Below are 13,813 nucleotides of genomic sequence, written 5' to 3' on the forward strand. Positions count from 1 at the left end.
CCCCCCCCCCCCCCCCCCCCCCCCCCCGCCCCCCCCGCCCCTCCCTCTCCCCGAGGAGAGGGGTTTTCACCTCTCCTCGGGGAGAGGTCGGAAATCCGCAGGATTTCCGGGTGAGGGGGTGGCTCCGGCCCCTCCGTCAGGCGTCTTCCCTACCCCGGCAGCGGCCCCGCGTCGTGGCCGCCATGTCCGTCATGGTGGTGGTCGTCGCCGGCCGAGGACACCTCGACCTCGCGGAAGCGCACCCGGTTCTGCCGCGCCACGGTGGCCCGGCGCAGCTCGTCCAGCCGGGTCTCCGGCATGGCGATCGGGCCGATCAGGATGTTCGGGGCCGACTGGTCGCGCGTGGTCAGCCCGATCGTGCCCAGCCCCAGCACCAGCCACTGCAGCGGCCGCGACAGCGCGAAGTCGCGCACCCGGAACAGCTCGACCTCCTCGCGCTTCCGCACCAGGAGGCCGGAGCGGATGATCAGCCGCTCGCTGGTCAGCTCGTAGCTGGTCAGCCAGCGCCAGGCGGTCCAGACGACGGCCAGGATGATCGGCGCCGCGGCCGGCACCGGCCCGCCGACCATGCCGAGCAGCACCGCCAGCACGATCGCCAGCACCCAGACGTAAAACGACGCGCGCAGCGCGGTGCGGATCTTCCAGATCACGGTCTCGCCGGCGGGCCCCGCCGCGGCGTCCTGGGTGGTGTCGGCCATCATCGGTCCCCCTTGGCTGATGCCGGAGCGAAGGGTACGGTCGAACCGAGCGCCCGTCCATGGCGGTTCTGGGCGGAGGAGTCACAGCCATGAGCTGGCAGCCGACCCGCGATCCCGTCACCGGCGAGACGCCCTGCCCCTTGATCGAGACGGTGGTGATCCCGCGCACCGCCGATATCGGCGGCTTCGAGGTGCGGCGCGCCGTGCCGTCGATGCAGAAGCGCTCGGTCGGCCCCTTCGTCTTCGTCGACGAGTTCGGCCCGACCCTGTTCGGCGCCGGCGACGGCATCGACGTGCCGCCGCACCCGCATATCGGCCTGGCCACCGTGACCTATCTCTTCGCTGGCGAGCAGACCCATCGCGACAGCCTGGGCACCCGCCAGGTGATCCGCCCCGGCGACGTCAACTGGATGACCGCCGGCCGCGGCATCGCCCATTCCGAGCGCACGCCACCCGCCCTGCGCGCCACCGGGTCGACCCTGTTCGGGGTGCAGACCTGGGTGGCCCTGCCCGCCCCGTACGAGGAGGTGGCGCCCAGCTTCGCCCATCACGGCATCGACGACCTGCCGGTGATCGAGGATGCCGGCAAGAGCGTGCGGCTGATCGTCGGCTCGGCCTATGGCGCGCGCTCGCCGGTCACGACGTTCTCGGAGACGCTGTATCTCGACGCGGCGCTGCAGGCCGGGGCGGCGCTTCCGCTGCCGGCGGAGCATGAGGAGCGGGCGGTCTATGTCGTCTCCGGCCGGGTCCGGATCGGCGGCGACGACTTCCCGCCGCGGCGCCTGCTGGTGCTGCGGCCCGGCGAAAGGGTCGAGGTCGAAGCGGTGGAGGAGACCCGGCTGCTGGTATTCGGCGGCGAGCCGCTCGACGGCCCGCGCAAGCTGTGGTGGAACTTCGTCGCCCGCAGCCGCGAGCGCATCGAGCAGGCCAAGGAAGACTGGCGCGAGGGCCGCTTCGGCACGATCCCGGACGAAACGGAGAGGCTGCCGCTGCCGGAAAGGTGAAGTACCAACATTCCGACGCCGTGCCGACGGCACCAAGTTGGGTTCGCCACGCGAACCCAACCTACGGCCGAGACGAATCCTTCGCCAGATGCTCCACCAGCCGCCTCGCATGCGCCGGCAGGGCGTCGAGGGACCGGACGCAGATCGACAGCCGGCGCAGCGCCCAGGGGTCGGACAGCGGCACGGTCCGGATCGCCATGCTGCGGCGGCAGCGCCGGGCCGCGGTCTCCGGCACCACCGCCAGGCCGACGCCCTGCTCCACCATCCGGCACACCGAATCGAAGCCGCCGAGCCGGACCCGCAGCGTGAGCGGCCGCCCGGCCCGGGCGGCGTGGCGGGCGAGATGGTCCTGCAGCGCGCTGCCGGGGCTGAGGCCGACGAAATCCTCGTCCAGCACCTCGGCGAAGGCGATGCGGCGCCGGGCTGCCAGCGGATGGCCGCGCGGCACCGCCAGCACCAGCCGGTCGATCCGGAACGGGATGCGCTCCAACTCGGCCGCGCCCCCGCCAGCCATGTCCGCGACGATGCCGAGATCGGCCAGGCCGGCGGCCACCGCCTCGACGATGACGTGGCTCGGCCGCTCCTCCAGGTCGATGTCGATGCGGGGATGGGCGGCGAGCCATTCGGCCAGGGGTTCGGGCAGGAACTCGGTCACTGCCGCGGTGTTGCCGAGGATGCGGACATGGCCCTTGAGGCCGCGGGCATAGTCGCCGAGCTCGCCGCGCATCCGCTCCATCTGCTGCAGCACCAGCCGGGCGTGGTGCAGCACCGCCTCGCCCGCCGGGGTCGGCGCCACGCCGCGCCGGCCGCGTTGCAGCAGCGCCGTGCCGGCCGCTGCCTCCATGCCGCGGATGCGGGCGCTGGCCGAGGCCAGGGCCAGGGCGGCCCGCTCGGCGCCGGCGGTGATGCTGCCGGCCTCGGCGACATGCAGGAACAGGCGCAGATCGGTCAGGTCGAAACGCATCGGCAGGCCCTCCGGCCGGCTCAGCCTTCGTCCTGGCCGAAGGCTGGCTCTGTCCCTCCCACATTGTCGCCGAAACGTGACCCGGGCAAGCTCCGGCCATGACCGACCCGCTGCTGCTCCTCGTCGCCCTCACCTTCCTGCTCGCCGGCTTCGTCAAGGGCGTGGTCGGGCTCGGCCTGCCGACGGTGGCGATGGGACTGCTCGGCCTGGCCATGGCGCCGGCCCAGGCGGCGGCGCTGCTGGTGGTGCCGTCGCTGGTGACCAATCTCTGGCAGCTCTTCGCCGGGCCGCGCTTCGGCGGGCTGCTGCGCCGGCTGTGGCCGATGATGGCCGGGATCTGCCTCGGCACCTGGGCCGGGGCCGGGCAGCTGACCGGCCCCGGCGCCGAGCGCGCGACCGTCGCCCTCGGCCTCGCCCTGGTGCTCTATGCCGCGATCGGCCTGGCCGGGCCGCGCTTCTCCGTCCCGACCAAGGCCGAGCGCTGGTGGTCGGCCCCGGTCGGCGCCGCCACCGGCCTGGTCACCGCCGCCACCGGGGTCTTCGTCATCCCGGCGGTGCCGTTCCTGCAGGCGCTGGGGCTGGAGAAGGAGGACCTGGTGCAGGCGCTGGGCCTGTCCTTCACCGTCTCGACCCTGGCCCTGGCCGCCGGGCTGGCACGGGACGGCGCCTTTCCGCTGGCCGCCGCCGGCAGTTCGCTGCTGGCGCTGGCCCCGGCGCTGCTGGGCATGGCCGCCGGGCAATGGCTGCGCCTGCGGGTGCGGCCGGAGGTGTTCCGGCGCTGGTTCTTCCTCGGGCTGCTGCTGCTCGGCCTCGACCTGGCGCTGCGGCCGCTGCTGTGATCGGCCCCTACTCCTTGGCGACGCAGCCGTCGCCGGCATAGGCGTAGCTGGCGACGCGGTTGGCGGCGTCGAAGTAGAAGGTGGTCAGGCAGCGCCGGTCGACCGCATAGGGCGGCACATACTGGTCGACATAGACCGTCCGCGTCTCGGTGTAGCGGCGCTTGTCGCCGTCATCGTCGCGATAGGTGCCGCGCACGAAGGCGGTCTGCGGCCGGCTGGTGATGTAGCCGCCGCCGGTCTGCACCCAGGACAGGTTGAACTGGGCATAGCGCCGCCCGTCCTCGGTCCGGCCCTCATAGATCGGCGGGCCGTAGCGCACGATCAGCTGGTCCTTCGGCTGGCCTTTCAGCTGGTCCAGCCCCTTGCGGAACCCGGCCTCGGTGGCGCAGGCGGCGAGCAGCGCGGCGCCGGCCAGGAGCATCTTCAAGGTGCGGAAGCGCGCGGTCATTCTGGTCTCTGCAGTCGGTGTCGGCCCATCGCACCACCCCGGCATGGCAGGACGGTGCCAAAGGCGCCCGGGGTCACAACGGCAAATTGTCGTGCTTCTTCCAGGGGTTCTCCAGCGTCTTGCCGGCCAGCATCGCCAGCGCCTTGCAGATCCGCCGGCGGGTGTTGTGCGGCATGATCACGTCGTCGACATAGCCGCGCGCCGCGGCGACGAAGGGGTTGGCGAATTTCTCGCGGTACTCCTCGGTCCGCGCCGCGATCTTCTCGGCGTCGCCGAGATCGGCGCGGAAGATGATCTCGACCGCGCCCTTCGGGCCCATCACAGCGATCTCGGCCGTCGGCCAGGCGTAGTTGACGTCGCCGCGCAGATGCTTGGACGCCATGACGTCATAGGCCCCGCCATAGGCCTTGCGGGTGATCACCGTGACCTTCGGCACCGTCGCCTCGGCATAGGCGAACAACAGCTTGGCGCCGTGCTTGATGATGCCGCCATATTCCTGGCTGGTGCCGGGCAGGAAGCCGGGCACGTCGACGAAGGTGACGATCGGGATGTTGAAGGCGTCGCAGAAGCGGACGAAGCGCGCCGCCTTGCGGCTGGAATCGATGTCCAGGCAGCCGGCCAGCACCATCGGCTGGTTGGCGACGATGCCGACGGTGCGGCCCTGCATCCGCGCCAGGCCGATGATGATGTTGCCGGCGAAGGCCGGCTGCAGCTCGAAGAAATCGCCCTCGTCCACCACCTTCCCGATCAGCTCCTTCATGTCGTAGGGCTTGTTCGGGTTGGCCGGGATCAGGGTGTCGAGCGACATCTCCGGCCGGTCGGCCGGGTCCCCGGTCGGGCGGATCGGCGCCGGGGCGCGGTTCGAGGACGGCAGGAAGCCGACGAAGTCGCGCAGCCGCAGCAGCGCCTCGACATCGTCCTCGAAAGCCAGGTCGGCGACGCCGGATCTGGTGGTGTGGGTGACGGCGCCGCCGAGATCCTCGGCCGTCACCACCTCATGCGTCACCGTCTTCACCACGTCCGGGCCGGTGACGAACATGTAGGAGCTGTCCTTCACCATGAAGATGAAGTCGGTCATCGCCGGGGAATAGACCGCGCCGCCGGCGCAAGGGCCCATGATCAGCGAGATCTGCGGCACCACGCCCGAGGCCAGGACGTTGCGCTGGAACACCTCGGCATAGCCGCCGAGCGAGGCCACGCCCTCCTGGATCCGGGCGCCCCCCGAATCGTTCAGGCCGATCACCGGCGCGCCGACCTTCATCGCCTGGTCCATGACCTTGCAGATCTTCTCGGCATGCGCCTCGGACAGCGAGCCGCCGAACACCGTGAAGTCCTGGCTGAAGACGAAGACCAGCTTGCCGTCGACCGTGCCGAAGCCGGTGACCACGCCGTCGCCCGGCACCTTCTGCTCGGCCATGCCGAAATCCGGCGAGCGGTGCTCGACGAACATGTCCCATTCCTCGAAGGAGCCGGGGTCGAGGAAGACGTCGAGCCGCTCGCGCGCCGTCAGCTTGCCCTTGGCATGCTGGGCCTCGATGCGCTTGTTGCCGCCGCCGAGGCGCGCCGCCGCGCGCTTCTTCTCGAGCACCTCAAGGATCTCGCGCATTCTCCCCCCGCGGATATCCGCAACGCGTCATCCGCCTGCAATAGCACGAGGCGGAGGGCTGGGCGAGATCAGGGCTTGTCAGCCGCTAGGCCTTGGGTCCTGATATCGTCTGACATTCCCGCGAGGACCAGCCATGAAGATCGACCCGATGATCGCCGGCTTCGCCGACGAGCTGACCGAATGGCGTCGGGATATCCACGCCCATCCCGAGCTGGGCTTCGAGGAGCACCGCACCAGCGCCCTGGTGGCGGAGCGGCTGCGCGCCTTTGGCTGCGAAGTGGCGACCGGGATCGGGCAGACCGGCGTGGTCGGCACGCTGCGGGTCGGCAACAACCCGCGGGCCATCGCGCTGCGCGCCGACATGGACGCGCTGCCGATGCAGGAGGCGAACGGCTTCGGCCACCGGTCGCAGAACGCCGGCGCCATGCATGCCTGCGGCCATGACGGCCACACCACCATGCTGCTGGGCGCGGCGCGCTACCTGGCCGCCACCCGGAACTTCGACGGCACGGTGCACTTCATCTTCCAACCGGCCGAGGAGGGCCGCGGCGGGGCACAGGCGATGATCGCCGACGGGCTGTTCGACCAGTTCCCCTGCGAGGCGGTGTTCGGCATGCACAACTTCCACACGCTGGACGCCGGCCGGGTCATGGTCCGCCCCGGCCCGACGATGTCCGGCGGCGGCATCTTCGACATCGAAATCGCCGGCCGCGGTGCCCACGGCGCGCTGCCGGAGACGGGAGTCGACCCGGTGCTGATCGCGGCCCATGTGGTGACCGCGTTGCAGAGCGTGGTCGCCCGCAACGTCGCCGCCCTCGATTCCGCCGTGGTCAGCGTCACCCAGATCCATGCCGGCGACGCCTACAATGTGATCCCCGACACCGCCGTGCTGCGCGGCACCTTCCGCGCGCTGCGGATGGAGGTGCTGGAGGCGCTGAAGGCGCGGATCGAGGCGATCGCCCGCGACGTCGCCGCCGCCTTCGGCGGCCGGGCCGAGCCGAAGGTACAGATCAAGGTCATCCCGGTGATCAACGATGCCGCCGAGACGGCCTGGGTCGCCGAGGCCGCCGCGGACGCGCTGGGCGCCGACGCGGTCGACGGCAACGGCGCCATCGTCATGGCGTCGGAGGATTTCGCCTACATGCTGGCGGAGAAGCCTGGCGCCTTCCTGTTCATCGGCAATGGCCGCGGCAGCGTGCCGGTGCACAACCCGCATTACGACTTCAACGACGAGATCCTGCCGGTCGGCGCCACGCTGTGGTCGCGGCTGGTGGAGACCCGGCTGAAGCAGGCGGGGTGAGCATCACCGGCCGTCGCCGCCGGTGTCGCCATGCGAGGCGCGGATCCGCAGGATCTGCACCTCGGTCGGCAGCTCGATCAGGAACTCCGCGTCCCGGTCCAGATGGTGGATGCGGGTCGGGTCGCCGCCGGTGAAGCTCGCCATCGCCTCGACGCTCTCCCAGTAGGAGATGGTGACGAACTCGGTCTCGTCGCCGCGATCCTCGCGCAGGCACTGGACGCCCATGGCCTTCTCGATCAGAGGCTTGATCCCGACCTCGTAATTATAGGCCTCGTATTCGTCGGCCCGTGCCCGCACAGTGCGGCCGCGCCAGATCCGGGCGATCGCAGGTCGCCTGGCTTCGCTGGTCATCGTGTCGCTCCTCGCTTGCCGTGCGCCTCAGCCCTTCAGATAGGTCGCGCGGCCGGAGCCTCCAGTCAGCCCGCCGCCAGCGCGACCAGCCGGGCCGCCGCCTGCAGCTCGGCCCGCAGCGCCGCGCGCCGGGCCGTGGCCTCGGCATCCTCGCCCCAGCGCTCGATCTGGAAGCTGGCGTCGAGCTCGGCCAGCTCGAAGGCTTCGTCGGCGTCGATCCGGCCGGCCAGCAGGGCCAGGCCGAGCACCAGCGATCCGGTCAGCGCCGTCGCCTGGTGCAGCGCCGTCAGCCGCCAGTCGTCCTGCGCCGCCACCGCCGCGCGCAGCGCCGCCAGGCTGGCATCCGGCTGCGCCTGGTGAAGGATGCCGGAGGTCACGGCCAGCGGCGCGTCATGCGCGGTCATCGCCCAGTCGAGCAGCGGCTGCCAGGCGGCCGCCTGCCGCTCGACCAGCGCCGCCGGCGCCTCGGCCCGGTAGCACAGCAGGTCGGTGCCGCCATAGGGGGCGATGGTGTCGATGATCAGCGCCCGATTCGGCGCCACCTTGTCGATCGCCGTCGCCGCCAGCTGCATCAGCGGCATGGCGGACGGCACCACGGTGTCGGCCTGCGCCTCCCACTCCGCCGCCACCGCCTCGGCCAAGGCGCGGCTGGGCAGGACGAGATCGGCCTTGGCCGGGCTCTTGATCGGCTTGCCGTCGAGGACGACGCCGAACCCGTCGCCGGCCGGCACCACACCCACAGTCTTGTAGAAGCGCTTCATCATACCGGCCCTCTCTCCGCCCGCGCCGATATCGGCAATCGCGGCCGCAGATGCAACCCGGATCGGAGACACCTTCCGTCGGAGCGGCCGGAATGCTACCGCGGTGCCACGATGCAGCTCGACCTGACCAACACCTCGATCATCCTCGCCGCCGCCCTGGCGGTGGTCGCGGCCATGCTGGTGATGGACCGTCGCCGCCCGCCGCCGGGCGAGGTGCGGCTGTTCCCGGTGATCCCGGTGATGATGGTGGCGGCGCTGGTCGTGATCCTGATGCTGGCGCATCTGGTCTCGCTGCTCACCGGCCACCCGTTCCAGGGCCGCGGCGGGTTCTGATCCGCCGCGGCCCCGGGACACGGCTACTGCCCGTTCCAGGGCGTCAGCGCCTCGATCTTCAGCTTGCGCTGCTCCGCCGCCGGCAGCTTGTAGTCGCTCTTGTACGGCGCCGATTCGAAGGAGCCGTAGGTTGGGTTGGCGATCGCGATCCAGTCGCGGCCCCAATGGTCCTTGGCCGCCTTGAACGCCGTCTGCCGCTCCGCCAGCGTGCCTTTGTAGGCGTCGCTGAAATCGCCGAAATTGTCGCCGACCAGCAGCAGGATCCGGTAGTCCTTGGCGATCACGGCACGGCGCGTGCCCTTGGCCGAGCCCCAGTCCGACTGCTCCTTGGCGCTGAGGAAGGTGTCGACATTGTCGCCCATCGGGAAGCCGAGCGCCTTCATGTGCTCGACCGTCGGCCCCTCCTCCTCCTTGGTGCGGTTGGTGACGTAGAACACCTTCACGCCCTTGGAGGCGGCGTATTGGGTGAACTCGACCGCGCCGGGAATCGCGGTGTCGATCTTGGCATTGACGTATTGCGTCCAGGTCTTCGGGTTGAAGCCCAAGCCCTCGACCACGTTGCGGGCCTGGTAGGGCGAGGTGTTCAGGAGCGTGTCGTCGACGTCCAGCACCACCGCCGGCGGGAAAGCCTTGAAGTCGCCGGTCTGCTCCGCCGGCGCCGCGGTGCGGGACGGGTCGGCCAGCGCCTCGTCCAGCCGGATGCGGGCCAGCGCATAGGCGCCGATCGCATTGGCCTGCGCCTCGACCGAGGTCTGGTCCCACAGCACCGCGTTGAGATTGTCGTCCGGGCCAGGCCCCTGCTGCGCCTGGGCCGCTCCCGCCGCCACCATCATCGCCAGGGCCGAAGCCCATCCATACCGCATCATTCGAAGCCTCCATTTGTTACAATTTCGTGACAGTATTTGAGCAGGCCCGGACCGCGCGCGGCAACCCCCGTTCAGGCCGCGTATCGCGCACCGCCGTGCCGTGTTAGGAGTGCGGAGCGCGACGAAGGGGAGGACCGATGTACACGCTCTACGCCCAGCCCGGCACCGGCTCGACGCTCAGCGAGATCATGCTGACCCTCGCCGGCGTGCCCTACGCGATCAAGTCGGTCGACATCTTCGACAACCCGGCCGATCGCGAGATGCTGCAGCGCCTGAACCCGCTGACCCAGGTGCCGGTGCTGGTCCTGCCCGACGGCACGGTGATGACCGAGAGCGGCGCGATCACCCTGCATCTCGCCGACGTCGCCCCCGACGCCGGCCTGGCCCCGCCGGCCGGCCACCCGGACCGCCCCGCCTTCCTGCGCCGTCTGGTGTTCATCGTCGCCGCGCTGTACCCGACCTGGGCCTATGGCGACGATCCCGGCCGCTGGGTCACCGGCGACCAGGCCAAGGCCGAGCTGCGCAATTCGACCGACGAGCACCGCAAGCTGCTGTGGCAGCAGATGGAGGCGGCGGCGGGCAGCCCCTGGTTCCTCGGCGACACCCGCTCCGCCATCGACGTCTATGTCGCAGTGATGAACCGTTGGCGGCCGCGCAGCGAGTGGTTCGCCGCCGAATGCCCGAAGCTGTCGGCGATCGCCGGGCGGCTGCGCGCCGAGCCGGGCCTGGCCGAGGTGTGGCAACGAAACGAAGGCTGAACCGTTCCTGACCCGATCCCGACCTGACCAGCGAGGGCCATGACGTGAAGAAGCTGATCAACAATCCGCGCCATGTCCTGCGCGAGATGCTGGAAGGGTTCGTCGACCTGCATTCCGGCCTGGCCCTGCTGGAGGAGGAGGCCGTGGTGGTCCGCGCCGACCTGCCGGTGCCGGCCTCGCGCCCGATCGCGCTGTTGTCCGGCGGCGGCAGCGGGCACGAGCCGGCCCATGCCGGCTATGTCGGCCCCGGCATGCTGGCCGGCGCCGTCGCCGGCGACGTCTTCACCTCGCCCAGCGTCGACGCCGTGCTGGCCGGCATCCGCGCCGCCGCCGGGCCCTTGGGCGCGGTGCTGGTGGTCAAGAACTACACCGGCGACCGGCTGAATTTCGGCCTCGCCGCCGAGCTGGCGCAGGACGAGGGCATCCCGGTCGAGATCGTGGTGGTGGCCGACGACGTGGCGCTGCGCGACACGGTCGAGCCGGCGCGCCGCCGCGGCATCGCCGGCACCGTGCTGATCCACAAGCTGGCCGGCGCCGCGATCGCCGCCGGCAGGACGCTGACGGAGGTCGCCGCCCTCGCCCGCGCCGCCGCCGCCGATCTCGGCACCATGGGCGTGGCGCTGGGCGCCTGCACCGTGCCGACCGCCGGCAAGCCCGGCTTCACCCTGGGCGACAGCGAGATCGAGCTGGGCCTGGGCATCCATGGCGAGGCCGGGGTGCGGCGCGGGCCGCTGCAGCCGGCCGACGAGCTGGTGGCCGAGATGCTGCAGGCGATCGTGTCCGACCGCGGCCTCGCCCCCGGCGACCGGGTGGCGCTGCTGGTCAACGGCCTGGGCGCCACGCCGCCGATGGAGCTGTCGATCGTCGCCCGCGCCGCCCTGACCGATCTGGCGGTGCGGGGCATCGCGGTGGACCGGGCCTGGGCCGGCAACTTCCTGACCGCGCTGGACATGCCCGGCTGCTCGCTGAGCCTGCTGAAGCTGGACGACGAGCGGATCGCGCTCTTGGACGCGCCGGCGCAGGCCCCGGCCTGGCCGGGCGGCGGCCGGATCGGGCCGAAGCGGCGGATCCACGCGCCGGAGCCGGCGCCGGCGGCCCGGGACGACACCCCTCCATCGCCGCTCGCCCCGGCGCTGCAGGAGGCCGGCCGCGTGGTGGCCGACGCGCTGGTCAAGGCCGAGCCGCATCTGACCGACCTCGATTCCCGCGCCGGCGACGGCGATCTCGGCGCCAGCATGGTGCGGGCGGCGGAGGCGATCCACGCTTTGCCCGACGCCGCCTGGGCCGACCCGTCGCGGGCGCTGGCCGCGGTCGGCGACGCGCTGCGCCGGGCGATCGGCGGCAGCTCCGGCCCGTTCTACGCCACCGCCCTGCTGCGCGCGTCGCGGCGGCTGGCGGGTGAGGCGGTGCCCGCGCCGGCCGCCTGGGCCGAGGCCTTCACGGTCGCGGCCCAGGCGATCGCCGAGCTGGGTGGCGCCAAGCCGGGCGACCGGACCATGCTGGACGCGCTGCACCCGGCGACCGAGGCGTTCGCGGCCGCGGTCGCCAGCGGCAAGTCGCCGGCCGAGGCCTGGGGCGTCTGCGTCGCCGCGGCGGCCGCCGGCACCGACGCCACGGCGCGGATGCTGCCGCGGCTGGGCCGGGCCAGCTATCTCGGCGAACGCGCCATCGGCGTCCCCGACGCCGGCGCCGCCGCGGTCCTGGTCTGGCTGCAGGCGCTGAAGGCTGTGGTGCGATAGGGGCCGGCTCTATCCCCCCTCACCCTCCCACACGCTTCGCGTGCGGGTCCCTCCCTCTCCCCGAGGAGAGGGTTTGTTCACCTCTCCCCGGGGAGAGGTCGAAATCGCGTCGGCGATTTCGGGTGAGGGGGTGGCTCCGGCCCCGTGTTTCTCTCATCAACGCGGAGCCAATCCCCCCGCCTTCTCGATGAACGCGGCGATCTCGGCCACGCCAACGCCGCCGCGGACCCGGGCGAAGACAAAGGGACGGTCGCCGCGCATCTTGCGGGAATCCCGGTCCATCACCTCGAGCGAGGCGCCGACCAGCGGCGCCAGGTCGGTCTTGTTGATCACCAAGAGGTCCGACCGGGTGATCCCCGGGCCGCCCTTGCGCGGGATCTTGTCGCCGGCCGAAACGTCGATGACGTAGATGGTGAGGTCCGCCAGCTCCGGGCTGAAAGTGGCGGCCAGGTTGTCGCCGCCGGATTCGATCAGCACCAGGTCGAGGCCCGGGAAGCGGCGCCGCATCTCCGCCACCGCCGCCAGGTTGATCGAGGCGTCCTCGCGGATCGCGGTGTGCGGGCAGCCGCCGGTCTCCACCCCCAAAATGCGGTCGGAGGACAGCGACCCGGCGCGGTTCAGGAACTCCGCATCCTCCTTGGTGTAGATGTCGTTGGTGATGGCCGCGATGTCGTAGCGGTCGCGGAAGGCCTTGCAGAGCGCGTCCATCAGCGCCGTCTTGCCGGAGCCGACGGGGCCGCCAATGCCGACGCGCAAAGGTCCGTTCTGGGTCATGTGCGGAACAACCTCGTATACTGGGTCTCGTGCTGCATCGATGCGATGTCGGCGGCGACGGCTAGGCCGCCGCATTGGCTGAAGGGATCGCCGTCCGGCAGGGAAGCGGCCCGGGCCGCCGCCTCCGCCACCGCCGGCATCAGCGCGGCGATGGCGCGCTGGCCGTCGGTCTGGCCCAGCGGCACCAGGCGCTGCGCCGCCGACACCAGATTGGCGGCAACGGCGTGCAGGAAGGCGGTCAGCGACGGGGCCAGGGCGATGCCGTGGCCGGCGGCACAGGCGGCGACCGCGACCGGATAGGCGACGGTCTCGCCCACGCGGGCGGCCAGCAGCTCCAGCCCTGGCTCCGGCCAGGCGGCACGGGAGATGGTCAGGAAGGCGGTGCCCTGGGCCATCGTCTCGACCTGCCGCTCGCGCGAGGCGGTCAGCGCTGCGGCGAGGTCGGCGACCTCGGCCAGCCGGTCGTCATCGCCGGAGATGGCGGCGCGGTGGGCGTGGACGAACAGGACGGCGTCGTTCCAGCCGGCGCCGTTCGCCAGCGCATCCTCGATCCAGGCGATCAGGCCCGGCCGGTCGATGACCCAGCCGGCCTCGTTCGCCCATTCCAGGCCGCTGGAATGGCTGAAGGCGCCAACCGGGTAGGATGGCGACAGCCAGGCCATCAGCCGGTACAGCGCCGCGTCAGCCATGGGCCGCTCAACCATGGGAATGCCCGTGTACGGCGCCATGGCCATAGGCGCCGCCCTCCGGATCGAAGGGCGCCTCGATGGCTGTGACCGTGCCGCCCAGGCCGCGCACCATCTCCTCGATCACATGATCGGTGCGGATGCGCAGCGCGTCGGGCAGCAGCTGGGTCGGCAGATGCCGGTTGCCGAGATGCCAGGCGATGCGGATCAGCTCCGCCTGGCTGCCGGCCCGGATCTCGACCAGTTGCTCCGGCGCCGCCGCGACCAAGACCAGGCTTTCGTCCTCGCCCTTGAGCGCGTCGCCGTCGCGCAGATGCACCGCCTCGGACAGGTCGAGCAGCACCACCGTCCCGGCCTCGCCATACAGCACGATGCGGCGGCGGTGGCGGGACTCGTAGTCCAGGACGACGCGGTCGGAGGCTTGGGCCGGATTGAACCCCCCGGCCGGGACGACGGCGGTGAAGCGCTTCATGGCCGGCCTCCCGTTCGGCTGCGGCACTTCCTTTTTTGCCCCCCCTCCCCCCGCGGGAGGGGGGTAGGGGTAGGGGGTTCTGTCGGCCCACGCCGGCGGCCGACCACCGCAAGTCTCTGCCGAGAGACCTTCGTCTTCGCGCGCGGACACGCGCAGACCCCTCCCCCTGCCCCCCCCCCCCGGGGGGGGGGGGGGGCAAAAATGGGGGGGCCCC

General features: G+C 71.7%; 16 protein-coding genes. 6 read left to right on the forward strand and 10 right to left on the reverse strand.

Going from position 1 to position 13,813, the window contains the following annotated elements:
• Positions 1 to 149: 149 nt before the first annotated feature.
• On the reverse strand, positions 150 to 701 hold the full coding sequence (locus tag AAHM41_RS33955; RefSeq protein ID WP_342241058.1) for a PH domain-containing protein: 552 nt from the start codon (positions 699 to 701) through the stop codon (positions 150 to 152).
• Between the two features lie 86 nt (positions 702 to 787).
• Between AAHM41_RS33955 and AAHM41_RS33960 the strand changes: the two genes are divergently transcribed.
• Positions 788 to 1,702, forward strand: coding sequence for a pirin family protein (locus AAHM41_RS33960; RefSeq protein WP_342241059.1), 915 nt, complete (start codon positions 788 to 790; stop codon positions 1,700 to 1,702).
• A gap of 61 nt (positions 1,703 to 1,763) precedes the next feature.
• Here AAHM41_RS33960 and AAHM41_RS33965 read toward each other — a convergent pair whose 3' ends face one another.
• On the reverse strand, positions 1,764 to 2,666 hold the full coding sequence (locus AAHM41_RS33965; RefSeq protein ID WP_342241060.1) for a LysR substrate-binding domain-containing protein: 903 nt from the start codon (positions 2,664 to 2,666) through the stop codon (positions 1,764 to 1,766).
• Between the two features lie 98 nt (positions 2,667 to 2,764).
• Here AAHM41_RS33965 and AAHM41_RS33970 point away from each other — a divergent pair, with 98 nt between their 5' ends.
• Positions 2,765 to 3,505, forward strand: a complete 741-nt coding sequence (locus AAHM41_RS33970; protein WP_342241061.1) for a sulfite exporter TauE/SafE family protein — start codon at positions 2,765 to 2,767, stop codon at positions 3,503 to 3,505.
• 7 nt (positions 3,506 to 3,512) lie between these two features.
• Here the strand turns inward: AAHM41_RS33970 and AAHM41_RS33975 are convergent, their stop codons facing one another.
• Positions 3,513 to 3,953, reverse strand: coding sequence for a hypothetical protein (locus tag AAHM41_RS33975; protein WP_342241062.1), 441 nt, complete (start codon positions 3,951 to 3,953; stop codon positions 3,513 to 3,515).
• 73 nt (positions 3,954 to 4,026) lie between these two features.
• Complete coding sequence (locus AAHM41_RS33980; RefSeq protein WP_342241063.1) at positions 4,027 to 5,559, reverse strand: acyl-CoA carboxylase subunit beta; 1,533 nt, start codon at positions 5,557 to 5,559, stop codon at positions 4,027 to 4,029.
• 133 nt (positions 5,560 to 5,692) lie between these two features.
• Between AAHM41_RS33980 and AAHM41_RS33985 the strand changes: the two genes are divergently transcribed.
• Positions 5,693 to 6,859: a M20 aminoacylase family protein gene (locus AAHM41_RS33985; RefSeq protein ID WP_342241064.1), complete on the forward strand. Its 1,167-nt coding sequence runs from the start codon at positions 5,693 to 5,695 to the stop codon at positions 6,857 to 6,859.
• Between the two features lie 3 nt (positions 6,860 to 6,862).
• On the opposite strand, the gene AAHM41_RS33990 is transcribed toward AAHM41_RS33985, so the two are convergent.
• Together AAHM41_RS33990 and AAHM41_RS33995 are read right to left on the reverse strand one after the other, a co-directional pair.
• Positions 6,863 to 7,210: an antibiotic biosynthesis monooxygenase family protein gene (locus AAHM41_RS33990; protein WP_342241065.1), complete on the reverse strand. Its 348-nt coding sequence runs from the start codon at positions 7,208 to 7,210 to the stop codon at positions 6,863 to 6,865.
• 65 nt (positions 7,211 to 7,275) lie between these two features.
• Positions 7,276 to 7,974, reverse strand: coding sequence for an ATP12 family chaperone protein (locus tag AAHM41_RS33995; protein ID WP_342241066.1), 699 nt, complete (start codon positions 7,972 to 7,974; stop codon positions 7,276 to 7,278).
• Between the two features lie 108 nt (positions 7,975 to 8,082).
• Between AAHM41_RS33995 and AAHM41_RS34000 the strand changes: the two genes are divergently transcribed.
• Positions 8,083 to 8,304 carry a hypothetical protein gene (locus AAHM41_RS34000; protein WP_342241067.1) on the forward strand — a complete coding sequence of 74 codons (222 nt, stop codon included), beginning with the start codon at positions 8,083 to 8,085 and terminating at the stop codon, positions 8,302 to 8,304.
• A 23-nt stretch (positions 8,305 to 8,327) separates the two neighbouring features.
• Here AAHM41_RS34000 and AAHM41_RS34005 read toward each other — a convergent pair whose 3' ends face one another.
• Positions 8,328 to 9,170, reverse strand: a complete 843-nt coding sequence (locus tag AAHM41_RS34005) for a 5'-nucleotidase, lipoprotein e(P4) family (protein WP_342241068.1) — start codon at positions 9,168 to 9,170, stop codon at positions 8,328 to 8,330.
• A 137-nt stretch (positions 9,171 to 9,307) separates the two neighbouring features.
• On the opposite strand from AAHM41_RS34005, the gene AAHM41_RS34010 reads away from it, so the two are divergent.
• The gene (locus tag AAHM41_RS34010; protein ID WP_342241069.1) at positions 9,308 to 9,928 is read left to right on the forward strand and encodes a glutathione S-transferase family protein; all 621 of its coding nucleotides are present in this window, start codon (positions 9,308 to 9,310) and stop codon (positions 9,926 to 9,928) included.
• 44 nt (positions 9,929 to 9,972) lie between these two features.
• Positions 9,973 to 11,667 carry a dihydroxyacetone kinase family protein gene (locus tag AAHM41_RS34015; protein WP_342241070.1) on the forward strand — a complete coding sequence of 565 codons (1,695 nt, stop codon included), beginning with the start codon at positions 9,973 to 9,975 and terminating at the stop codon, positions 11,665 to 11,667.
• Between the two features lie 156 nt (positions 11,668 to 11,823).
• Here the strand turns inward: AAHM41_RS34015 and ureG are convergent, their stop codons facing one another.
• From ureG to AAHM41_RS34030, 3 genes are read right to left on the reverse strand one after another with little or no spacing between them, the layout of a single operon-like run.
• Positions 11,824 to 12,441, reverse strand: a complete 618-nt coding sequence (gene ureG / locus AAHM41_RS34020; protein WP_342241071.1) for an urease accessory protein UreG — start codon at positions 12,439 to 12,441, stop codon at positions 11,824 to 11,826.
• Positions 12,438 to 13,130, reverse strand: coding sequence for an urease accessory protein UreF (locus tag AAHM41_RS34025; RefSeq protein ID WP_342241072.1), 693 nt, complete (start codon positions 13,128 to 13,130; stop codon positions 12,438 to 12,440). Before AAHM41_RS34025 ends, ureG begins: the two co-directional genes overlap by 4 nt.
• Positions 13,131 to 13,137: 7 nt before the next feature.
• Complete coding sequence (locus AAHM41_RS34030; protein ID WP_342241073.1) at positions 13,138 to 13,599, reverse strand: urease accessory protein UreE; 462 nt, start codon at positions 13,597 to 13,599, stop codon at positions 13,138 to 13,140.
• Positions 13,600 to 13,813: the final 214 nt, after the last annotated feature.

The organism is Inquilinus sp. OTU3971 (assembly GCF_038440215.1).

Excerpts from the sequence above, each read along its gene's own strand:
- AAHM41_RS34000 (WP_342241067.1), top strand. The coding sequence starts at position 8,083 with ATGCAGCTCGACCTGACCAACACCTCGATCATCCTCGCCGCCGCCCTG.
- AAHM41_RS33995 (WP_342241066.1), bottom strand. The coding sequence starts at position 7,974 with ATGATGAAGCGCTTCTACAAGACTGTGGGTGTGGTGCCGGCCGGCGAC.
- AAHM41_RS33990 (WP_342241065.1), bottom strand. The coding sequence starts at position 7,210 with ATGACCAGCGAAGCCAGGCGACCTGCGATCGCCCGGATCTGGCGCGGC.
- AAHM41_RS33985 (WP_342241064.1), top strand. The coding sequence starts at position 5,693 with ATGAAGATCGACCCGATGATCGCCGGCTTCGCCGACGAGCTGACCGAA.
- AAHM41_RS33970 (WP_342241061.1), top strand. The coding sequence starts at position 2,765 with ATGACCGACCCGCTGCTGCTCCTCGTCGCCCTCACCTTCCTGCTCGCC.
- AAHM41_RS33975 (WP_342241062.1), bottom strand. The coding sequence starts at position 3,953 with ATGACCGCGCGCTTCCGCACCTTGAAGATGCTCCTGGCCGGCGCCGCG.
- ureG (WP_342241071.1), bottom strand. The coding sequence starts at position 12,441 with ATGACCCAGAACGGACCTTTGCGCGTCGGCATTGGCGGCCCCGTCGGC.
- AAHM41_RS33955 (WP_342241058.1), bottom strand. The coding sequence starts at position 701 with ATGATGGCCGACACCACCCAGGACGCCGCGGCGGGGCCCGCCGGCGAG.
- AAHM41_RS34010 (WP_342241069.1), top strand. The coding sequence starts at position 9,308 with ATGTACACGCTCTACGCCCAGCCCGGCACCGGCTCGACGCTCAGCGAG.
- AAHM41_RS33980 (WP_342241063.1), bottom strand. The coding sequence starts at position 5,559 with ATGCGCGAGATCCTTGAGGTGCTCGAGAAGAAGCGCGCGGCGGCGCGC.
- AAHM41_RS34030 (WP_342241073.1), bottom strand. The coding sequence starts at position 13,599 with ATGAAGCGCTTCACCGCCGTCGTCCCGGCCGGGGGGTTCAATCCGGCC.
- AAHM41_RS34005 (WP_342241068.1), bottom strand. The coding sequence starts at position 9,170 with ATGATGCGGTATGGATGGGCTTCGGCCCTGGCGATGATGGTGGCGGCG.
- AAHM41_RS33960 (WP_342241059.1), top strand. The coding sequence starts at position 788 with ATGAGCTGGCAGCCGACCCGCGATCCCGTCACCGGCGAGACGCCCTGC.
- AAHM41_RS33965 (WP_342241060.1), bottom strand. The coding sequence starts at position 2,666 with ATGCGTTTCGACCTGACCGATCTGCGCCTGTTCCTGCATGTCGCCGAG.
- AAHM41_RS34025 (WP_342241072.1), bottom strand. The coding sequence starts at position 13,130 with ATGGCTGACGCGGCGCTGTACCGGCTGATGGCCTGGCTGTCGCCATCC.